This window comes from Priestia sp. ST2 (assembly GCF_055810735.1).
Genome location: NZ_JBVVNT010000002.1, coordinates 568,004 through 588,052 on the forward strand (window position 1 = coordinate 568,004; position 20,049 = coordinate 588,052).

General features: G+C 36.4%; 21 protein-coding genes and 1 pseudogene. 7 read left to right on the forward strand and 15 right to left on the reverse strand.

Annotated features, from left to right (window positions below):
* Positions 1-35: 35 nt before the first annotated feature.
* Entirely contained in the window at positions 36-1,253 is a 1,218-nt protein-coding gene (locus AC0KUU_RS09320) for an MFS transporter (RefSeq protein ID WP_013083032.1), read from the reverse strand.
* Positions 1,254-1,393: 140 nt separating this feature from the next.
* Here AC0KUU_RS09320 and AC0KUU_RS09325 point away from each other — a divergent pair, with 140 nt between their 5' ends.
* Both AC0KUU_RS09325 and AC0KUU_RS09330 read left to right on the forward strand, forming a co-directional pair.
* The gene (locus tag AC0KUU_RS09325; protein WP_028408645.1) at positions 1,394-1,675 is read left to right on the forward strand and encodes an acylphosphatase; all 282 of its coding nucleotides are present in this window, start codon (positions 1,394-1,396) and stop codon (positions 1,673-1,675) included.
* Between the two features lie 83 nt (positions 1,676-1,758).
* Complete coding sequence (locus tag AC0KUU_RS09330) at positions 1,759-2,535, forward strand: 3-hydroxybutyrate dehydrogenase (protein ID WP_025752250.1); 777 nt, start codon at positions 1,759-1,761, stop codon at positions 2,533-2,535.
* Positions 2,536-2,574: 39 nt separating this feature from the next.
* Here AC0KUU_RS09330 and AC0KUU_RS09335 read toward each other — a convergent pair whose 3' ends face one another.
* The 8 genes from AC0KUU_RS09335 to AC0KUU_RS09370 all read right to left on the reverse strand — a co-directional run bounded on the left by AC0KUU_RS09335 (position 2,575) and on the right by AC0KUU_RS09370 (position 11,404).
* A complete protein-coding gene (locus tag AC0KUU_RS09335) occupies positions 2,575-4,986 on the reverse strand; it encodes a S8 family serine peptidase (protein WP_322551998.1) in 2,412 nt (803 codons plus the stop codon).
* 740 nt (positions 4,987-5,726) lie between these two features.
* Positions 5,727-6,164, reverse strand: coding sequence for a S1 domain-containing RNA-binding protein (locus AC0KUU_RS09340; protein WP_013056909.1), 438 nt, complete (start codon positions 6,162-6,164; stop codon positions 5,727-5,729).
* A 181-nt stretch (positions 6,165-6,345) separates the two neighbouring features.
* Positions 6,346-7,167, reverse strand: coding sequence for an ammonia-dependent NAD(+) synthetase (gene nadE, locus AC0KUU_RS09345; protein ID WP_013083029.1), 822 nt, complete (start codon positions 7,165-7,167; stop codon positions 6,346-6,348).
* A 34-nt stretch (positions 7,168-7,201) separates the two neighbouring features.
* Positions 7,202-7,882, reverse strand: a complete 681-nt coding sequence (gene nadD / locus AC0KUU_RS09350; RefSeq protein ID WP_025752246.1) for a nicotinate (nicotinamide) nucleotide adenylyltransferase — start codon at positions 7,880-7,882, stop codon at positions 7,202-7,204.
* Between the two features lie 15 nt (positions 7,883-7,897).
* Entirely contained in the window at positions 7,898-9,367 is a 1,470-nt protein-coding gene (locus tag AC0KUU_RS09355) for a nicotinate phosphoribosyltransferase (RefSeq protein WP_043982238.1), read from the reverse strand.
* A gap of 23 nt (positions 9,368-9,390) precedes the next feature.
* The gene (locus tag AC0KUU_RS09360) at positions 9,391-9,939 is read right to left on the reverse strand and encodes a cysteine hydrolase family protein (protein ID WP_322551997.1); all 549 of its coding nucleotides are present in this window, start codon (positions 9,937-9,939) and stop codon (positions 9,391-9,393) included.
* A 71-nt stretch (positions 9,940-10,010) separates the two neighbouring features.
* Positions 10,011-10,787: an NUDIX domain-containing protein gene (locus AC0KUU_RS09365; protein ID WP_322551996.1), complete on the reverse strand. Its 777-nt coding sequence runs from the start codon at positions 10,785-10,787 to the stop codon at positions 10,011-10,013.
* Between the two features lie 221 nt (positions 10,788-11,008).
* Entirely contained in the window at positions 11,009-11,404 is a 396-nt protein-coding gene (locus tag AC0KUU_RS09370) for a CDI toxin immunity protein (RefSeq protein WP_013056903.1), read from the reverse strand.
* Positions 11,405-11,735: 331 nt separating this feature from the next.
* Between AC0KUU_RS09370 and AC0KUU_RS09375 the strand changes: the two genes are divergently transcribed.
* Entirely contained in the window at positions 11,736-12,824 is a 1,089-nt protein-coding gene (locus AC0KUU_RS09375; RefSeq protein ID WP_043982235.1) for an FAD-dependent monooxygenase, read from the forward strand.
* 103 nt (positions 12,825-12,927) lie between these two features.
* Here the strand turns inward: AC0KUU_RS09375 and AC0KUU_RS09380 are convergent, their stop codons facing one another.
* Both AC0KUU_RS09380 and AC0KUU_RS09385 read right to left on the reverse strand, forming a co-directional pair.
* Complete coding sequence (locus tag AC0KUU_RS09380; protein WP_013056901.1) at positions 12,928-13,263, reverse strand: helix-turn-helix domain-containing protein; 336 nt, start codon at positions 13,261-13,263, stop codon at positions 12,928-12,930.
* A gap of 203 nt (positions 13,264-13,466) precedes the next feature.
* Positions 13,467-13,592, reverse strand: a complete 126-nt coding sequence (locus AC0KUU_RS09385; protein ID WP_013083022.1) for an anti-repressor SinI family protein — start codon at positions 13,590-13,592, stop codon at positions 13,467-13,469.
* Between the two features lie 232 nt (positions 13,593-13,824).
* Here AC0KUU_RS09385 and AC0KUU_RS09390 point away from each other — a divergent pair, with 232 nt between their 5' ends.
* The 3 genes from AC0KUU_RS09390 (at position 13,825) to AC0KUU_RS09400 (ending at position 16,806) form a co-directional block, all read left to right on the forward strand.
* Complete coding sequence (locus AC0KUU_RS09390) at positions 13,825-15,378, forward strand: alpha/beta hydrolase (protein ID WP_043982234.1); 1,554 nt, start codon at positions 13,825-13,827, stop codon at positions 15,376-15,378.
* A 15-nt stretch (positions 15,379-15,393) separates the two neighbouring features.
* Positions 15,394-15,864, forward strand: a complete 471-nt coding sequence (locus AC0KUU_RS09395; RefSeq protein WP_043982232.1) for a DinB family protein — start codon at positions 15,394-15,396, stop codon at positions 15,862-15,864.
* A gap of 156 nt (positions 15,865-16,020) precedes the next feature.
* A complete protein-coding gene (locus AC0KUU_RS09400) occupies positions 16,021-16,806 on the forward strand; it encodes a nucleotidyltransferase domain-containing protein (protein WP_322551995.1) in 786 nt (261 codons plus the stop codon).
* A 67-nt stretch (positions 16,807-16,873) separates the two neighbouring features.
* Here AC0KUU_RS09400 and AC0KUU_RS09405 read toward each other — a convergent pair whose 3' ends face one another.
* Positions 16,874-17,071, reverse strand: a complete 198-nt coding sequence (locus AC0KUU_RS09405; protein WP_322551994.1) for a hypothetical protein — start codon at positions 17,069-17,071, stop codon at positions 16,874-16,876.
* Positions 17,072-17,495: 424 nt separating this feature from the next.
* Here AC0KUU_RS09405 and AC0KUU_RS09410 point away from each other — a divergent pair.
* Positions 17,496-17,691 (forward strand): annotated as a pseudogene (locus tag AC0KUU_RS09410) (multidrug resistance protein); the annotation flags it as partial.
* Positions 17,692-17,946: 255 nt separating this feature from the next.
* On the opposite strand, the gene AC0KUU_RS09415 reads toward AC0KUU_RS09410, so the two are convergent.
* The 3 genes from AC0KUU_RS09415 to fosB form a co-directional block, all read right to left on the reverse strand.
* Positions 17,947-18,789, reverse strand: coding sequence for a hypothetical protein (locus AC0KUU_RS09415; RefSeq protein ID WP_322551993.1), 843 nt, complete (start codon positions 18,787-18,789; stop codon positions 17,947-17,949).
* Positions 18,790-19,257: 468 nt separating this feature from the next.
* On the reverse strand, positions 19,258-19,455 hold the full coding sequence (locus AC0KUU_RS09420; RefSeq protein WP_016763981.1) for a hypothetical protein: 198 nt from the start codon (positions 19,453-19,455) through the stop codon (positions 19,258-19,260).
* A 115-nt stretch (positions 19,456-19,570) separates the two neighbouring features.
* Complete coding sequence (fosB, locus tag AC0KUU_RS09425; RefSeq protein ID WP_322551992.1) at positions 19,571-19,999, reverse strand: metallothiol transferase FosB; 429 nt, start codon at positions 19,997-19,999, stop codon at positions 19,571-19,573.
* Positions 20,000-20,049: the final 50 nt, after the last annotated feature.

The following is a 20,049-nucleotide window of genomic DNA, read 5'->3' on the forward strand; positions in this document are numbered from 1 at the left end:
AGCAAACGCTAAGGCGCGTTTGCTTTTTCTTTTTCTTATTTTGCTTCGTGCATTTCTTTCACACGCTTATCGCTCGGTAACAGCCATGTTAGCAGCCCTAGAATTGGAAGATAGCTGCAAAACAGCATAATAAACTGAAGGCTGAAGACGTCGGCTAATTTACCGAATACAACAGCTCCTAAAGCTCCCATTCCAAAAGCAAGACCTACAATTAAGCCGGAAACCAAGCCGATTTTTCCTGGCATCAGCTCCTGAGCATAGACGACCGTGACGCTGAAACTTGACTGAAGAATAAAGCCGATTAGTACTAAAAGAGGTGCTGCCACTCCTAGAGAAACATGAGGCAGTAATAAAGTAAACGGTACTGAACCTAACATAGAAAACAATAGAATATTTCGTTTTCCGAAACGATCGGCAAGCGGACCTCCAAAGAATGTTCCAAACACCCCTGCAATCATAAATAAAAAAACGTAAAGCTGAGCGCTTTTGATAGGCAAATTAAATTTTTCAATGATATAAAACTGAAAGAAATTAAGGATGCCTGCTCCGTACCATGAACGTGCAAAAACTAGAAAAATTAAAAGTCCAACTGCAAAAATAATTTGCTTGTTCATCGTAAATGAAGCATCTGACTGCTTTTTCTTTAAGCGTTGACGAGTAGCTAACTCCGATTTATACCATTTAGAGACGCTATACAAAACCACTACGCCGATACCTGCAATTAACGTAAACCAAATCGTTCCAAACTGACCAAGTCCGATAAAGATAAATGCCGTAAATAGCGGAGCCATCGACTGTCCTGTATTTCCGCCAACTTGATAAATAGACTGCGCCAGCCCCCGTTTTCCCCCTGCTGCCATATACGCTACGCGAGAACCTTCGGGGTGAAAAATAGCTGAGCCAAATCCTACAAATAAGACAGATATAATCACAAAATAAAAATTTGGCGCTAAAGCGAGCCCAACCATACCAATCATGCTTAAACACATTGCAATTGGCAATAAAAATGGCGAGGGACGCTTATCGGCAAATACGCCGAACACCGGCTGCATAATCGATGACGTCATGTTTAAAGCAAAGGCAATCCAGCCGATTTGCGTGTAGTTTAAATTCATCGATTTTTCAAGGACAGGAAAAAGGGCCGGTATAACGGACTGCATACAATCATTTAGGAAATGGCCTAAACTAATAGCAAATAAAATACGATAAATCGTCGCCGGCTGCGCTTGCTGCGTTCGTGCTGCTGCTTGCATTCATAACCCTTCTTTCTTATTTAATCTACATCAAAACTGTTAAAGTCTTACAATGTCTTTTTCTATTATACAGTGAAAAGTAAGATTGTAGTTGTTTTCTTTTTTATAAAAAAGGGAAAATTGCCTGTGAGGTGAAAACAGTGAAAAAACATGTGCATATGATTGTGGACGGACGCGTTCAAGGAGTTGGGTTCCGTCACTACACGCAGCTAAAAGCAATGGAATGCTCCATTAACGGATGGGTACGAAATCGAGACGATCAAAAAGTCGAAATTGATGCTGAAGGTGAAGAAAGCAACATCCAAAAATTTATTGAAGAAATAAAAAAAGGTCCCTCACCGTTCGCTTCTGTTAGCAATGTGGAAGTAAAGATAGTAAACACCCCTTCCCACACCCATTCTTTTCGCGTGAAGTATAGTTAAAAAACTCGCTAAATTAAGATAATTTTTGATAAAATGGAAAAGTAAGCGATTTTATATTTTCTACATATAAGGGGGAAAAAACGATGGTTGAAAACAAAATTGTGTTAATTACAGGTGCAGCTCAGGGTATTGGTTATCAAATTGGTGAGCGCTTTGCTGAAGACGGAGCGACTGTTGTCTTAACTGACTTAAATGAAGATGGCGTTAAGAAAGCAGCAGATAAATTGAAGACAAAAGGCTACGAAGCATTAGGCATTAAAGCAGATGTGACAAAGGAAAGTGATATTGAACAAATGATTGCTCAAACGGTTGAAACATATGGCCGCCTTGATGTATTAATTAACAATGCTGGCATGCAATTTGTTTCCCCTCTCGAAGAATTTCCTACTGAAAAATTTGAACTTTTAACGAAAATTATGCTTGTTGCACCTTTTGTTGCGACTAAGCATGCGTTTCCTATTATGAAAAAGCAAAAATTCGGCCGCATTTTGAACATGTCTTCCATTAACGGTTTGATTGGTTTCTCAGGAAAAGCAGCGTACAATAGCGCTAAGCACGGCGTAATTGGCTTAACGAAAGTGGCTGCTCTTGAAGGTGCAGAGCACGGCATTACGGTAAATGCGATTTGCCCTGGTTATGTTGATACGCCGCTTGTTCAAAATCAATTAAAAGATTTGGCACGTACGCGAAATGTAGCGCTTGAAAAAGTACTAGAAGAAGTCATTTATCCTCTTGTTCCTCAAAAGCGCTTGCTTGCTGTCGATGAAATTGCAGATTATGCCATGTTTTTAGCAAGTGATTTAGCAAAAGGCGTAACCGGCCAAGCTGCTGTAATCGATGGTGGATATACGGCTCAATAAAAAAAGAGTGTCAGTTAGACTGGCACTCTTTTTTTTTATTTATTTAATTTCGAATTCTCCTAAAGAACCGGTCGTCTGACCTGCTTTTACTGCTTCTGCGTATAAATAATACGTTCCCGCTGGAAGAGATTCACCATTAATCTTTCCGTCCCACGTTGCGCTAGAGAATCCTTTTCCTACATTCGTATACGAACTTAACAATTCCCCTTTTTCTAACGTTGCATCGTAAATGTAATAGCTAAGCTTCTCTGCTCCGCCTGGTAAATAACTGCCGTATTCAAATGATCCATTTCCAAGTACATCTACATACGCAGAAGTAACGCGAGGATAATCCGGCTCTTTTACAAATAAGATGGTTGGAACATCGTACGTTTCTTTATTGTTACTTACGGTAATTGTCCCTTCGTAATAGCCAGGAGATAATTTCCCTGCATCTACTTTTACATTCAGGTTTACTTTTTGCGTTTTTCCTGCATTAACAACTAAATCGTTTGTTGATTTAACGTCAATTGCCTGATGGCTTTTCTTAAATTTTACTTTGACCGAGTATTTTTGACTGTGATTTGATAGATTTTTAATCTTAAAGCTTTGTTTTTCTACTTGTTTCCCTTTATCTTTATAAAAGACACCGTACGAGTGACTTCCTGGTGTAATAAGCGTTTTTGCTTTAATTGCATCTACTACGCGCATGCTTCCTGCACCTTGCGTATTATGAGGATAAACCAGCCCGTTGCGGTCACGAAGCAGTTCCGTTGTATTCATTAAAGATGCTTTTACATCTTCTACTTTATAATTTGGATGCGCCTGTAAAATTAACGCTGCTGCTCCTGCTACGTGGGGTGCTGCCATACTTGTTCCTTGCTTTGATCCATATCCATGAGGGTTGCTTGGATCATTGGTTGGCACTGTGCTGATGATATCGACTCCAGGTGCCGAAATGTCCGGCTTAATCATCCATGTATCAACAACCGGTCCGCGAGATGAAAAGTCAGCCATTGTTTCATCAACTGTCTGATCAAATGTTGCAGTAAAAGAGCCCGTAACGGATCCTTTTGCTAAAGAAGCTGCCAAAGCTTGTCCCTCAGCTTTTGATAGGCGAATACTTGGCAGAGATGTGCCTGGAATATCAGGGATTGTCCCTTCTACGTTGTTGTAAATCACCGTTGCCACAGCACCGGCTTTTTTCGCATTGTCAACTTTGTCTACAAACGCAATGTCGCCGCGAGAAATAACCGCTACTTTTCCTTTTACATCCTTTCCTTCAAAGTCTTCTGGTTTTCCGAGTCCGACAGGTACAAATTCATACTTTTTACCACTTGCATCTAGTAATGCCTTGTCATTTGGAAAGCCCATTACTTCAGCTGAAGCATAGCTTGCGTTATCCACAGTTAATGTCGTTTTATACAAATTGTAAGGAAGCTGAGTTGCACCAACTGAAATAGCTTCACGAGATGTTCCCGGAGACCCTACTGTCCAGTTAGCTGGTCCACTGTTTCCATTTGACGTAACGGCAACTACTCCTTCTTCCATTGCCCAATCTAATGCAATACTCGTTGCCAAGTCCGGATTATTAATCGTATCTCCAAGCGACAGGTTCATTACATCCGCTCCGTCTTCTACCGCACGGTCAATACCGGCGATCACGTCTTCTGTTGTACCTGTTCCTCCTGGCCCTAGTACACGATAAGCAAGTAAATGAGCATCAGGAGCTACCCCTTTAATTTTCCCGTCCGCTGCAATTGTTCCTGCTACGTGCGTTCCGTGCGTTGTTGCTTCGCCTTTTGGATCTCCAGCAGGCGTTTCTTGAGGATCTTTGTCATCATCTACGAAATCCCATCCTTTATATTTCTCAAACGCTGACTTTAAATCCGGGTGGTCGTAATCAACGCCTGTATCGATAACGGCTACGGTCATATTTTTACCTGTATACCCTGATTTCCACGCTTGATCTGCTCCCACATAGTAAATGCTTTTATCCATTTCAGAACCGTATTCTTCCGCGCTCACTTCTTTCGATTTCACTTCTGTTGTATGATATTCAACGCTTGGGTAAATAGCTTTTACTCCGGGCAAACTTGCTACTTTTTCAAGGTCATTAGCCGGAAGTTCCGCTGAAAACCCGGAAAACACTTGGTCATATTCACGCTTTACTTTTGAAGTTTTAGAAGCTTTTGAAAGCTCTTTTTTCACTTCGTCACGCGCTTTTTTAATCTTTCCTTTACTTTGCGCTACTCCTTTTTTCTTTGCTTCCGCTACAGACTCTTCATTTAACTCCACAATAACTTTTACTTTTTTAGCCGACTTTAAGTTATAGTCTCCTTGAATTTTAACTAAAGACGGTTCAAGCGCTGGTTTTGAATTTCCGTTGGCGGATGCTCCCATTGCAAAAGAAGATAAAGCAACCGAAAATGCTACTGTACTTAATACAGACCGAATTGATACTTTTTTCATTTTGTTTTCCCTCTCCATTTCTCTCTATACTTCGTGCTACTATGTATGCCTTCATCCCCAGAACATACGCATCTTTCGCTTAGCTAGTGAGTTAAAAACTAGAATAGTATGGAAGTTCTATATATTACTATAAAATCCTTGAGTCTATGGAATCATTTTATATATTCGTGCAAATTAAGCACTAATGCTCAAAAAATAAAGAATTTTGTCTGTTTCTCTTCTTTATGTAACTTTTTTATTCCTAAAATTATGAAGAGATTAGATGAATATACAAGAATACTGACGAATTTCTGTTAATTTAGCTATTTTTATCAAGGACTCATTCCTACTTTTCCTTTGCTTACTTATAAGGTTTTTTTATTATTTTAAGAAAATTGTTCTTATGAGCGTTTTTTATTTTATCACTTATTATTTAGAACATAGTTTAATTTAATATAAAATATCGCACTTAATTAAATGAAATTTTAAAAAATTACGAATAATAAAATGAGATCTTGCAGATACTAACGTCAACGCTCGCACAAAGGGAGGCATGATTATGATAGATTTAAATTTCATCCTACTCATCCTTGATCTTCTCTCATCACTTGTCACTATTGGCATCTACTTTACAACCAAGTAGTACCTAACCTTCTCTTTACTCTTCTAGCGCATGTACTTAAGCTATTACAAAAAAGAAGCAAGCCAATTTTTATTGGCTTGCTTCAGCTATATAATAAAGTAGTTAAAGTGGAAGGGATTTATCCGCGTCTTCCGCCTCTGCCACCTCGTTTTGATTCAGTGCTGCGTTTTAGTGTAGATAAATTATCTTCACTATCTTTTAAGAAACGCGCCATTTTTTGTTCGAAGTTTTCCTTTGGTTGGAAGTTGCTTTTAGAACGATTATCATTATTTCTTGCCTGACGTGGCGGGCGTTGTGAATAAGAAGATGAGGGTCTTTCAGGTTTATCTATTGCTTTTTTAATCGATAATCCAATTTTTCCGTCTTTCTCATTAACGACTTTCACTTCAATCTCTTGACCAACTTTAAGATGGTCATTAATGTCTTTTACATAGCTGTCAGCTACCTCACTAATATGTACAAGCCCAGTTTGACCTCCAGGTAATTCTACAAATGCTCCAAAATTAGTAATACCTGTTACTTTACCTTGTACCTTGCTACCTACTTCAACTGCCATAAAAAATGTTCCTCCTCAATAATATTAAAAGCACTTCATTATACCAAAGTACGTAAGAATAACAAAGTGTGTATGAGAAAACAATTTGTTAAATTACACTTTTTCCGCCTCTTTTTTGTTTTATGAAAGAAATCAGTCAAAATAATGCCCATATTAGATATACCTAATATGGGCATTTCTCTCATTTCCACCATTCATCAAACATGCTAGCCGGTAACTGACGTTTATGTTCCGTAATACGATAGCGCTGTTCAATTTTTTCAGCGGCTTCTTGTGATACTTCTTTTCCTTCCAAATAATCGTCTAGTTCATCATAAGAAATTCCTAGTTCCGTTTCATCAGATTGACCAGGACTATTATCTAACAAGTCAGCTGTTGGTACTTTTTCATACAATCGTTTATCTGCACCTAATTCTTTTAGCAATGCTTTTCCTTGACGTTTTGTTAGTCCCGTTAGAGGCAGCACGTCTGCTCCGCCATCTCCGTATTTCGTAAAAAAGCCTGTTACTGCTTCTGCTGCATGATCGGTTCCGATAACTAAAAGGCCGTTTTCTCCTCCGATTGCATACTGTACAATCATACGCGTACGTGCTTTGACATTTCCTTTATGAAAATCAGACAGCGCTATATCTGTCGCACCTGTAAACGAACTTTCAAATGCTTCCACCGTGTTTTTAATATTAAACGTATATGTTTCATTAGGTTTAATAAATTCTAGTGACGCCTTCGCATCCGCTTCATCATGCTGCGTGCCATGGGGCAAGCGAACGGCTACAAATTTTGCTTCATATTCTTCTTTTCGCAATTCGTCTACAGCAATCTGTGCTAATCGTCCAGCTAAGCTAGAGTCCTGCCCACCGCTTATACCTAATACAAAGCCTTTTGCATTTGCTGACTTTAGGTAGCTTTTCAGAAAATCAACGCGGGCACGAATTTCTTGTGCTGGATCAATTTCAGATTTCACATGTAGCTCTTTTCTTATTTTTTCTTGCATGTCTGACATGATACATGCTCTCCTTCCATTATATGTAGATTTCTTACTGATACAGTCCATGTTTTTTACTATAAAAATAACAGAGATCAGGCATTAAATATCTTGGTTCTCCGCCCCGGGCAAATTCTTGACGAATATAAGTAGAGCTGATTTCCATCGCCAGCCCTTTATCAAGAAGCTGAAACCGGCCGTCGTCATAATTTCGAAGCAAAGGAGAATGACTAATAGCTTTCAACATGTCTATTCCCTCTCTTGCCATGATGATAAACTGGTTTTTACTAATAAGTTCATCTGCTTTCTTCCACTTGCCTTCACCAATATCTTGCAGTAAGTCGGCTCCCATAATAAAAAATAAATCAGCGTGTGGAAGCAATTTTTTAAAGTGCTCCATAGTGTAGTATGTGTAATGATAGCCCGGCAATACGTCTAGCTCATACGTATCGAGCAAAAATTTGGGGTTATCTTTAATCGCTAAGCTAACCATATTTACACGGTGCTCATCCAACGTCTGGAGCTTTTTATCTGTTCGTTTGTGCGATGAAGGCAAAAAGATAATAGCATCTAGCTTCTTTCGATGCGCAACCGTTGATGCCGTCCAAAGATGAACATTGGTAACCGGATCAAAAGAAGAACCATAAATACCAATTTTCGCTCCTTTTTCTAAAAGCTTATCTATTTTTTTATCAGGGTTTAGCTGTTGAAAATAAGCAAGCGTATCTGACATGTCTCCAGCTCCCTACTATTTTTTATTTAGGGCTTCTGCTACTTTTTGTTTTACGTACGCAATTTGACGCGTTTTATTTTCCCAACATTTTTCGCTTAAATCTACTGGATATTCTTCAGGATTGCGCGTGCGCTTATATTCATCCCAAAGCAGCTCTAAATTATCTTTTACGTACTGCTGAATTTCCTGAAGTTCTTCTGTTTCATACACAAGCTCTCCGTTTACAAAGATATCATGCTGGAGTTCTTTTGCTTCAAAATTTGTGACGAATTTACTGATAAACGTATGAACAGGATGGAACATTTTTAAACGTTCTTCGCTTTGAGGATCTTCGTCTTCCATCGTGATATAATCCCCTTCAGATTTCCCATTCAAATTATTAATAATACGATATACGCGCTTTAATCCTGGTGTACTCACTTTTTCAGGATTTGCGCTAATTTTAATCGTATCCATCATCTCGCCATTTTCTCCTTCAATAGAAACGAGTTTATACACTGCACCAAGCGCGGGCTGATCATATGCAGTAATGAGCTTAGTACCAATCCCCCACATGTCTATTTGTGCCCCTTGCGACTTTAAATGCATAATCGTATCTTCATCTAAATCGTTGGAAGCAACAATTTTTGTCTCTGTAAACCCTGCTTCATCTAACATTTGACGAGCTTTTTTAGACAAATATGTTAAATCGCCGCTGTCTAAGCGAATCGCTGTAAAATTAATTTTATCGCCTAATTCTTTTGCTACTTTAATGGCGTTGGGAACTCCTGATTTTAACGTATCGTACGTATCAACTAGAAACACGCAGTTTTTATGGCGACGAGCATATTTATGAAATGCAATATATTCGTCTTTATAAGCCTGCACCATGGCATGAGCATGCGTTCCTGCAACTGGAATTCCAAATTTCTTTCCTGCTCGCACGTTAGAAGTAGCACCAAATCCGCCAATATAGGCTGCTCTTGTTCCCCAAATGGCAGCGTCCATTTCTTGAGCGCGGCGTGTCCCAAATTCCATTGCCACTTGATCTCCTACTACATGTTTGATTCGAGCTGCTTTCGTCGCAATCAGCGTTTGGTAATTCACAATATTCAAAATAGCTGTTTCTACGAGCTGAGCTTCAATTAATGGTGCTTCTACACGTAAAATTGGTTCATTATGAAATACAAGCTCACCTTCACGCATACATCGAATCGTTCCAGTAAACGTAAGATCTTTTAAGTAAGCTAAATAATCTTCTTTAAAACCTAATTCTTCATGCAAGTAGGTTAAATCTGATTCGCTAAATTTAAATGCTTTAATATATTCAATAATTCTTTCTAATCCAGCAAAAACAGCATAGCCATTTCCAAAAGGAAGTTTGCGGAAGAAAACTTCAAAAACAGCCTTCTTTTGATGAATATTATCTTCCCAGTACGTTTCTCCCATATTAATTTGATATAAATCGGTGTGTAGCATTACGCTGTCATCTGTAAACATATTCATTGATTTCCTCCACTTTTATGTCCTTAAATAATTTCTGCCCCGAGGCAAGATTTAAAATGTTCAAGCGCCCACTCATGGCCTTTTTGATTAAAGCTTGCTACGGCTTTTTCATAAATATAAATAGCAAATCCTTTATTATAGGCATCTACTGCTGTATGAAGTACACAAATATCCGTACATACACCTGCTAAGTAGACATCGGTAATTTGTCTTTCTCGAAGTTTAATCTCCAGATCTGTTCCAGCAAATGCGCTGTATCTCGTTTTATTCATCCATTCTACATTTGCCTGTGATCGATACACATTATATAAATCATTTAACTTTCCGTATAGCTCTCTTCCTGCAGAACCTTCAACATTATGAGGCGGAAACAGCGCTGATTCTGGATGTAAGGAATCATTTTCTTTATGAAAATCAATGGCGAACACCACATACTCGTTTTGCTCAATAAATTGACGCGCAATATCGCTTATGAATGTTTCTATTTGTCTCCCTGGTTCTCCGCATGTCAAAGCTCCGTTTTCAGCTACAAAATCATTTGTATAATCGATGTTAATCAGTGCTTTTTTCATTATGTTTCCCCCTCATACGTAAAAATTAACAGTTAACATATTGTTAATTATTTAAATTGAAAGTTTTTCTTTTAATAGCGTGCTGTATAGATTGGCTTCATCACATTCATTTCAACAAACCGGTAGAGCTTTGTTGGTTTTTTAGACGTTCTCGTCGTTGTTTTTCCGTCTACTTCTTCAATAAATGGCAGCATTCTTATTTTTCGTGCAAAGGCCTGATCACTTTTAATCGCTGCATCATCCGTTACGGTAAGCAGCACAGCCTGCAGCTCAGAGTATGTAAACTGAGAAGGCAGAAATTTCTGGGCAATGGTCGTTTGCAATAAATCTTTCTTAATTTCCTTGATTGCATCTCGAATGATGATTTCATGATCAAAAGCTAAAGGCAATGAAAAGATTTCATCTATTTTAAACAATTCAACTCGAGCGGCATCATCATTCGCTTTTCGCTTTATTAGACTATCTTCTGGGACGATTGCATAATGTGCGTTTGTAATGACCCATCCTCTATCGTCTCTGCCAGGCTCATCATAGACACCATAGTGTTTTAAATGAATATCCTTTACGCCAGTTTCTTCTTCGAGCTCTCTTTTGGCCGCTTCAAAAGCTGATTCATCAGGATGGACAAATCCGCCGGGAAGCGCCCACTTTCCTGCTTCGCTGTTCTTTTCTCCCTCTCCATTCACCATTGCTCGTTGGATAAGCATTAATTTCAAACTCATTTTAGGTGGTTTGTATGGTTCTTTTTCTTCCGTCACAATCGTAAATACAGCAATATCTGACGTATAGCCATAGGGTTTAGGGTATTCTTTTTTCGTTTGATTCGTCATTGCTTTATTGTTCGACATTCATCATTTCTCCTGATCGCTCTTTTTACAATTAACAATATGATTAATGTTAATTATATTTGTTTTATGGAAAATGTCAATACTTTTCCCACTAATTATAAAGAGAAGGTAATTTATGTTGTAAATAACGTTATGTTTCGTATTTTTCAGATTTTATATGCATAAAAAGCTGAGTGAAGAAGTTCTAATTCGCCTCCTCTCTCAGCTTTTTTTCCTTTTAATTAACGTGCTGCTAAACCAATCATCATTTTACCGTCTTTAAAATACTCAATTACATAGTCAACAGACGGACAGTAAATAAATGCTTCTTCTGTCAGATCAGCTGTTTGTTGAAAAAACAGTAAAGCCTGAGCTAAATCGACGCTTACAGCTTTAGTTGCTCGTTTCCAGAATAAAACAACCTGATGTTCTTTTATATTCATCTCTTGAAGCCATTTTTTGATTTCTTCAATATGCCGGGTGGACTTTTTAATTAATACTTTTCTCCAATTAATTTGCATGATTGTTAAAAAAGGAAAGGTGTTTGAAAGTTTTTCGAAGTAAATGCTTGTCTGCCTTTTTGTTAGCAAATCTGCACTGTTACCCAATGTTTGAATATAATGTTCTACTTTTGTCATAATCATCCTCCAGTCGAAATTGGAGTTTGCTAGAATTTTCAGAAACGATCTCTACTCTTCTTGCTAAAAATCCTGCAGCTTTCCAACCGTGCTTTTTCTCAACAATTTTGAAATTTAACCTTTTTATACAAATTATTCAAAATAATTTGTGTATTTTAGTTTACCATAAAACTTAATCTTTGACTTTGATTATATAGAACCTTATTTGTGTTTTGTCCAAAGAGCGAATTTCATAGAAGAAAAGCTATAAAAAAGTTGACATTAACATTTATAAAAGTTAATATACTTACTAAAAGTAACTTAATTGCATATAACAAACAAGGTGAAGAAAATGAACTATCGAACAGAAGTGTGTATAATAGGAGCCGGACCAGGCGGTGCTCTACTGGCCTATCTACTGGCTAAACAAAATATATCAACTATACTGATAGAGAGATCTGATACGCTTGGAAAAGAATTTCGAGGCGAACATTTAAATGAAAATGGAGAAATGATTCTTAAGAAACATCATATATTTGAAGAAATTGAAAGCTTAGGCCTCCTTCGAATGTCTAGGGTCGAATACTGGAAGGATGGACATATATTCAAAACGATAGAATCTGAACTTGGACATGCAGGAATTCATGTGCCACAGCAGCATCTCCTTCAGTCTATAAATAACCAAGCAAGCATCCATCCCTCCTACAAACTTATGCTGGGCACAAAAATAACGGAACTAATGCAGAATGAAAAAGGCCAATATACTGGAATAAAAGCTCAGCAAAAAGGCCAAGGTGAAATAATAGTTGAAAGTAAAATCATTATTGGAGCAGATGGTCGATATTCAACTGTTCGCAAACTTGCGCACATAAAAACCAATATCCACAATCATGGATACGATTTGCTTTGGGCGAAAATTCCTGCACCAGCCAATTGGGAGCCTTCTATTAAATTTGCACTTGTGAAGCAGCAGCAGGTGGCGCTTTTTTCTCAAGCAAAAGGCTTTGTTCAAATCGGATGGAATATTGAAAAAGGCAGCTATCCTGCTCTTCGGAAACAATCGTTTAGACCGTTTATTCAGCGTTTAATAGACGCTTTCCCTAGCTTAAACCTTTCAATAGAAAGGTTTATTACGTCGTGGTCAGACTTTACGCTTCTTTCTGTGCAAAGCAGCATAAGCGAAGTATGGTCAAAGCATCACCTGTTATTATTAGGGGATGCTGCTCATACGATGACCCCCACTGGCGCTTTTGGATTAAACGAGTCATTAAAAGACGCTGACTTACTGTCTGACTTACTGCATCAAGTTTTTTATCAAAACAAAGAGATTTCAGAAACATTGAGACAGTTTGAACAGAAAAGAAAGCCTAAATTAATAACTCTTGAACGTATTCAGTTTCAGCGAGAAAAAGAATTCTCGTCCCATTTTATTTCTTCTTAAGCCTAAAAAAGAGATTCCATAGATAAATGGAATCTCTTTTTTGTAATCATGATTTTTTAGCAGTTATTCTATGTAAGTTCTCTTTTATGTATATTCCGCGAAGTTAATCTTGCTTTGCCCGCTGCCATTTTTGAAATTCAAGAAATTGTTTAAACTGCTCTTTGCTTATTCCTGACTCCGCTGCTTCTTTTGCTAACTCAAGCCACTCATCATCAATATCCAACGATTCAGATTTATCCATAGGCTCATGAATTAATCTATCAATACTCACGTTCAATGAGGTAGAAATTTTGTTTAGAAATTGAATAGATGGGTTGAGCTGAATTCCTCTTTCTACTGAAGATATGTAGGATTTAGCAACACCCGCTCGGTTTGCAAGTTCTGTTAGCGATATTCCTTGTTTCGTTCTGAGATCTCGAATACGTTGGCCAATTGTCATTTTAATCACCCTTACTAATGCTTACTTATCGATAATAATACCATAATTTCACTTTACCGTGCATTATAAATAAACGTTCTTACCATAAAGGGGTGATTATACATCTAAAAAAGGGTGATTATGCATCTAGTGAAGATAGCTTGAGACTGGTTATAAAGGTTATCTATACTTGGGAACGATTTATTCCCTTATCATTGTATCGGCTAAGCATTTGAACTAATGCTTTGTAAAAATTGTCTAACTTCCTCGATGCTTATACCTGTTTGTTTTGCTTCCATTATGAGCATAACCCATTCTAAGTCTAACGTATTTTCGTCTTTAAAATTCATAATTCTCCTCCTTTCTTCTTTTTTCGAAATTGATAACGTTTTCTTTTTTCTATTTTTGGGCATTCTCTCTTATTTCTCACTATGGTTTTACAGTATAATGGATATTACTAGAACATTAGACATTTTTTAATTACTAAAAAGCACCTATTTTTTTGAAATTTTTGTCTATTCTTATCATAATAATTTTACCGTTACACAAACGCTACAGTTAGACACTAGGAGGATTGTTTTTATGCCTTTTCTGCATACGGCGACAGAAAAAATTTACTATGAAGTTCATTCGCCCGCGTTCACTGACCAGACAGACACCATTGTGATGATTCATTCTGTTATCACTGATCATACGCTTTTTGATTCTATTACTGCAGAATTAACCCAACATTATTCTGTTATTCAATACGATTTGAGAGAGACAGGAAACAGCGCCTCCGCTACAGGGGAGATATCGTTCGAGGCTCATATTGAAGATCTTTTCCACTTATTACATACGTTACATATAAAAAAATGTTACTTAGTTGGAGTGGGATTTGGAGGACAAATCGCTGTTAAATTTGCTGCTCGCTATGAATTTCTTATTGAAGGACTGATACTATTGTCTCTTCCTTTTTATTCCGATAGCACCCTTCAAAAGATTAAGAGATGTTACAACGAAGAAAGTAAAAACCAAATACCGGTAGAAAAAATTTTCGAATTAGGCAAACTAGAGAGTCTGGAACCTACAAACATACAACAGGTAATTGAAAGACTAAAAAAAATGGATCCCGGGGTATATTTCCGCTTTCTTAAACTATCTATTACAGACAATCTATTTCAAGAGTTGACTAGTATTTCACTTCCTGTACTCACTTTATCTGGCCAACATGATTTGCTGCTTTCATCACAGTATCTGATTTCAAAAACGATGTTTTTAAAAAACTACAGTCATATGACCATACCTAACGCTCATTCTTCATTTCTAGTAAAAGAAAAAACAGCTTTACTCAAAGAAATTGTTATAGATTTTATTAAAAGTAATACACAACAATTACCTTCTTTAAAGAATGATCCTATGAAAATACTTAAGAACTGGGAAAGTGACACAGCTATAGATATACAAAAAGATTTTCATGCACATACACCCTCTCTTAAAGTAGATTTTTTGTACTCTTTTTCCGTATATGTAAATGGCCAGCTTATTACAGAAGGCTGGAATAAGCGCTTTGCTCAAGAAATTTTACTATATCTTATTTTTCATCATTCTATCAGCAGAGAACAGCTATGCGAAGCGCTGTGGCCTGATGTACCTTTAAGCAATGCCAGAAAGAATTTACGCGTCTACTTGTCTCATTTAAAAAAGTTATTGAACGCAGAAAAGGAAGAGCCAGTTTTACTTGTTAACAGGCAGCTCATTTCTTTAAACGCCGATGTGTCAAGCGATGGATTAGACTTACTAACTGACCTTCAGTGGATTACCGAACAGTCTGATCCGGCGTTGAAATTTAAGGAAGCTGAACAGCGACTGCACCAATTAGTTCCTCATTATTTAACAACGATTTATGACGATTGGTTCCTTGATATCCGAGTAAAAATAGAGATTATTCTTCTTGACTTATTAATCTGGATGAAAGAATGGCTTTGTGAGAATGGAAAAGTTTCAAAAGCCGTATTTTTACTCATTAAATTTATTGATTTAGTAGAAGAAAAGGAATTCATTTATGATGAAATTGTCGATTGCTATATTAAGCTCGATAACAATGAAAAATCAGAGTACTGGCTCGATCAAAAAATGCGGTATTTAGTTGAATAAAAAGGATGTGAATATATGAATTCGTATTGTGAGACGGTATTTAATCAAATAAACGTTAACATCCATTCCCTAACCGCAATTATTAATGACGTTACAGAAGAAGAGCTTGCTTATCGTCCCCTCCCTCACAAGCGGTCTATTCAAGAGCTGCTTCAGCATTTATGTCTCATTTGCAGTGCAGACTATTATATTTCCTTAGGCTACTCTGCAGATAAAATGAATGACTTTTATCTGCAGCATCCAGCTTATACAAAGCTTGAACTCAAAGTAGCTTTAGTAGAGGGCTTCAATCAGCTAAAAGCAGTTTACTCTTCTTTTGACGAACAAAAGCTATTTTCACTGCAGACATCCTATTGGGGATGCACGTATACACGTTTTGAGTGGCTGCTTGAAATTCAGTCTCATTTATACCATCACCGTGCAGAACTGTATACGCTTCTAACCTGTTACCGCAGAAACGGATTGGATGTAGTGCTTTTTGAGTGATATAATTCTTTACCCTCTATATTTTCGTAGATTTTTAGAGTCCTAAAGGAAGCTTCTTTTATTTATTTACCATTTTCCATCCATTATGAAATATAATAGGAGAAATAGTAATAGCTTTTGTATATAGAAAGCATTAAAAGAAAATGAGGTTGGGTTATGAGAGAAACAATCGTTGCAGCTTTAAAGAAAATTGAAGAAGATTACGACGTAAAAGTATTATACGCTTGTGAATCTGGAAGTAGAGCGTGGGACTTTCCATCTAAAGATAGCGATTATGATGTTAGATTTATTTATATTCATAAGAGGAATAAATATTTAAGCATTGATCCAATGGGTGTAGGTAAAAAGCGAGATGTAATAGAGCTACCTATTAATGACCTATTAGATGTTAGCGGCTGGGACGTAACCAAGACATTAAAACTTTTTAGAAAATCAAACCCACCCTTACTAGAATGGATACAATCAAACATTATATATTACAAGGCGTATTCAACATTTGATAAAATGAAAGAACTACATTCTAACATCTTTACTCCTACTTCTTGTATATACCACTATTTAAATATGGCTAGAAATAACTTTCGAGAGTATTTACAAGGTGACGAAGTAAAAATCAAAAAATATTTTTATGTTTTAAGACCTGTGCTAGCTGCTAAGTGGATTGAGCAATATAACGAATTTCCTCCACTAAAATTTCCTATTCTCTTAGAGAAACTGTTACCAGAAGGAGAATTAAAAGAAGAGGTTAGCAAGCTGTTAAAGCGTAAAATTAGTGGTGATGAGTTAGATTTAGAACCACGCATCAATGTTATTAATGAATTTTTGAACTTAGAAATTGACCGTTTAGACAAATACGTGAGAACTTTATCCGTAGAATTAGATGACCCTACATATGAATTAGATCAATTGTTTAGAGATACTTTAGACGAAGTTTGGAACTAAGTATAAAACAAAAAGGCTTATCCCTAATGCAAGTAGCAGCGGATAAGCCTTTTATTTATAATTTCTATTAAAGCGGTATATTATTATTCGTATTTTTTGTTTCATTTAAATAGCTCTCCACATATATTTGTTCTGCATCTGTAGTATTTTTAATTCCATCCTCCGGACTAAATTCAATGCTTCTCCTTACGGCTACACGATCTGCAATGTAACCCATTGCTAACAAAAACACTATACATCCGCCTGCCCACAGCCACATTGTCATTTTACTACCCCCTTTTTTAATTTCAATATTACATTTGATTACCTCTTAAAAATTTGATTAGTTTTACTAACCCCTCCTTTTGCTGACCCAATAAAAGGATTAATTTCATAAGTTAAATCGCTTCAGGTCCCTTTTTTTCTTTAGTTCACCTAGCGTCGCGTAATACAGCATATATCCTCCGACTGTATATTAAATGTTTTTCCGCAAAACGGAATTTAAATTAACATTCCCTATACTTACTATACGTTTTAGCACGAAGAAAAGTTTCAGAAAATTACATTAATAATTTTTGGATTGATTTTCAACAAATCTGATTATAATTTTTTATGTTTCATCCTAAATAATTTCAAAACTGCTGCCAATGTATCTACAAAGCATTTGAGGCTTTACGCCGCTTCAATCAGATCTACTATTATTGCCAGATGCATTAATTATGGTGCCTATTATGACTGCAGGTATGAACCAATTACCTCACCATTTAATTTCTCACGGTACAGCTTTAAGTAATACAATTCGTCAAGTTCCAGGTTCGATTGGTACGGCTATACTTGTTACAATTATGACACAGCAAACTACTGAACATCTTTCAAACTACACTAATACACTAACAACTAACAATGATTTCTTTAGTAGTCAACTTAGTCAGTTAGGTAATAGCGGTATTATATCGCTATACGCTAAAGCAATAACAACTCCGACTATAGATGGTAGGAACGATGTATTCTTATTTGCTACATTATTAGGTCTGGTTGCACTTTTACTCTCTTTCTTCTTGCGTACACCAAAGATCAATAGAGAGAAATAGTAAAAAGCCGTTTCTTTGGTTAAGAAACGGCTTTTTATTTTAATAAACAATTGTATTTAAAGCATATATCTTACATTTGGATATCATATTTAGATTCAAATGTAGACACTTTTTCTTTAGCATCTAAAAATTGTGTTTCAGCAGCTTTTGTGTTTTCTTCTAAAGTTGATTTATCCTTACCGCTTTCTTTTTGTAGAACTTCTAGCATTTCAACTTGTTTATTTAATGACGAAGTTACGCTAGTGACTGCGGAATTCAATTGATTATATTCTTCAGTACTAAAGCTATCTTTATATTTCTCCAACTCTTCCTTAATAAGCTTTATTCTTTTCATAGGCATTCCTTGTATAGACTTAATAGCCTCAGTTGCGTCTGCATCAATTTTTTCATAATCGTAGCTATCTGCATTAAAATCTTTGTCTAACTCAATCGTGTTTACTGCATTAAAGTGCTGAGTAATATCGGCTTTCGTTAATACAATATGCATATGAGTACCTATTGCAGCCTCGTACACATCTACTGCCGAACCGTAACGCTTTTGAGCTTTTATTGCTTGATCATTACTTAAATTGTCTATCTCAGTTTTTAAGTCTTTTAAGTGTTTGTCTAGTTCACCATCATCGCCTTGAAGAATATTCTTGCTTTCAATTGACTTTGCAAGTATGTTAAAGTCTGCTTCAAAAACAAGATAATCATCAGATTCCATATATCCTTTTTCTTTTGTATATTCTTCATACTCACTCTCTAATTTGGAGAGTTTTTGTTCGAGTTTCTTCTGCTCTTTCCCCATTTGTTTCTGCTCTTGCTTAGCAGATCCTTGTTTTTGTTCTTCTTTTGTTGACCCACAAGCTACTAAACTAATAGATAGCAAAGATGCTACAAGTCCTAGGCCGATTCTTCTTAATTTTTTCATTTGTTTCTCCTTTTTTTGGTATGTAGTTTTTTCACCCAACAATGATAGCATATATTATGTACTCCAAGAGAACGATTTTAGTAAAATTATCAAGTTTTCTATAGATGAACCATTAAAAGCAACAGTATTTTATCTGTTAGTAGCAGCTTTAAAAACCTCTTATCCGCAGTTTTACTAACAATTACTTAATTATTAGACCTTTTATCTGACGCGCAATAAAACTAATTAGAAAAAAAGTAAAAACCGTTTCACTGTTTAGAAAACGGTTATTTACCTTAACATATAATTCTATACTTAGAGTTAATGTGATATTTCAACCCCCTATTTGTGATTCAAAATAATAAATTTACAATTTTTGTAGCTCACTGACTTGTTTTTCTAAAGTGGAAATTAACCATTTTCTTCATAAAAATAGTACTATTTTCAAGAGGAATCTTTTATTTCTCCTGAAGATAGTACTACACTATATTAGATAACCTTTATTTTTGTTTTAATTGTATAATATGTATCTGCTATGAGTCCTACTGCAAGTCCGCTAATCATCCCGTATGGTAATACACCTGGTACATTTTGATAAAAAGTGCCGATTAACATCGCAGCTAGGATGCCGAAAAGTACGCCTATCACAATATGCGAACCAAACTTCACCTGTTTTGCGGTATACATTCTTCCTCCTCCTCACTTTTTTTCCATTATATCACAACAGTATCGTTTATTTAATGATAACTGAGCGAGGAATGCGAATGTAATAAAACTGTAACCTTATATAACTATTTTAATACTACTCTTCTGGCGAATAAAATGTCATATGAGGCTTTTCTTCTTGATAATACGCTAAACGGTCTTGGAGCGTACCAGTGTGAAATTCAAATTCATGACCGTCCGGATCCGTAAAATAAATAGATTTTCTGTCTCTTTCGTCGCGGTTTCTTCCCGGTAAGATGGTTACATTATGCTGTTTTAACAGTTCTCTTGCTTCGTCAAAGTTTTCAATAGAAATAGAAAACGCTAAATGAGTATACGAATACTGAATGTCTGATCTAGGAATATTTTTTTCTTCGTTTAACGCCAGCCACAGTCCATTCAGACTAAAGTAAGCGGTGGATTTTCCTTTCACTAAAAGTTCCGCTCCTAGCACTTTCTGATAAAATATGATGGATTGTTCTAAATTTGACACAGAAAAGCACATATGATTAATTCCTTGAATCATCTTTACCCCTCGCTTTCTAGAAAAAAGTACTTCTTTCTATTACATAACTT

What these genes read in the sequence shown, in the direction of transcription:
- AC0KUU_RS09320 (WP_013083032.1), bottom strand. Translation starts at nt 1,253, where the DNA reads ATGCAAGCAGCAGCACGAACGCAGCAAGCGCAGCCGGCGACGATTTAT.
- AC0KUU_RS09330 (WP_025752250.1), top strand. Translation starts at nt 1,759, where the DNA reads ATGGTTGAAAACAAAATTGTGTTAATTACAGGTGCAGCTCAGGGTATT.
- AC0KUU_RS09335 (WP_322551998.1), bottom strand. Translation starts at nt 4,986, where the DNA reads ATGAAAAAAGTATCAATTCGGTCTGTATTAAGTACAGTAGCATTTTCG.
- AC0KUU_RS09340 (WP_013056909.1), bottom strand. Translation starts at nt 6,164, where the DNA reads ATGGCAGTTGAAGTAGGTAGCAAGGTACAAGGTAAAGTAACAGGTATT.
- nadE (WP_013083029.1), bottom strand. Translation starts at nt 7,167, where the DNA reads ATGTCAGACATGCAAGAAAAAATAAGAAAAGAGCTACATGTGAAATCT.
- nadD (WP_025752246.1), bottom strand. Translation starts at nt 7,882, where the DNA reads ATGTCAGATACGCTTGCTTATTTTCAACAGCTAAACCCTGATAAAAAA.
- AC0KUU_RS09355 (WP_043982238.1), bottom strand. Translation starts at nt 9,367, where the DNA reads ATGAATATGTTTACAGATGACAGCGTAATGCTACACACCGATTTATAT.
- AC0KUU_RS09360 (WP_322551997.1), bottom strand. Translation starts at nt 9,939, where the DNA reads ATGAAAAAAGCACTGATTAACATCGATTATACAAATGATTTTGTAGCT.
- AC0KUU_RS09365 (WP_322551996.1), bottom strand. Translation starts at nt 10,787, where the DNA reads ATGTCGAACAATAAAGCAATGACGAATCAAACGAAAAAAGAATACCCT.
- AC0KUU_RS09370 (WP_013056903.1), bottom strand. Translation starts at nt 11,404, where the DNA reads ATGACAAAAGTAGAACATTATATTCAAACATTGGGTAACAGTGCAGAT.
- AC0KUU_RS09375 (WP_043982235.1), top strand. Translation starts at nt 11,736, where the DNA reads ATGAACTATCGAACAGAAGTGTGTATAATAGGAGCCGGACCAGGCGGT.
- AC0KUU_RS09380 (WP_013056901.1), bottom strand. Translation starts at nt 13,263, where the DNA reads ATGACAATTGGCCAACGTATTCGAGATCTCAGAACGAAACAAGGAATA.
- AC0KUU_RS09385 (WP_013083022.1), bottom strand. Translation starts at nt 13,592, where the DNA reads ATGAATTTTAAAGACGAAAATACGTTAGACTTAGAATGGGTTATGCTC.
- AC0KUU_RS09390 (WP_043982234.1), top strand. Translation starts at nt 13,825, where the DNA reads ATGCCTTTTCTGCATACGGCGACAGAAAAAATTTACTATGAAGTTCAT.
- AC0KUU_RS09395 (WP_043982232.1), top strand. Translation starts at nt 15,394, where the DNA reads ATGAATTCGTATTGTGAGACGGTATTTAATCAAATAAACGTTAACATC.
- AC0KUU_RS09400 (WP_322551995.1), top strand. Translation starts at nt 16,021, where the DNA reads ATGAGAGAAACAATCGTTGCAGCTTTAAAGAAAATTGAAGAAGATTAC.
- AC0KUU_RS09405 (WP_322551994.1), bottom strand. Translation starts at nt 17,071, where the DNA reads ATGACAATGTGGCTGTGGGCAGGCGGATGTATAGTGTTTTTGTTAGCA.
- AC0KUU_RS09415 (WP_322551993.1), bottom strand. Translation starts at nt 18,789, where the DNA reads ATGAAAAAATTAAGAAGAATCGGCCTAGGACTTGTAGCATCTTTGCTA.
- AC0KUU_RS09420 (WP_016763981.1), bottom strand. Translation starts at nt 19,455, where the DNA reads ATGTATACCGCAAAACAGGTGAAGTTTGGTTCGCATATTGTGATAGGC.
- fosB (WP_322551992.1), bottom strand. Translation starts at nt 19,999, where the DNA reads ATGATTCAAGGAATTAATCATATGTGCTTTTCTGTGTCAAATTTAGAA.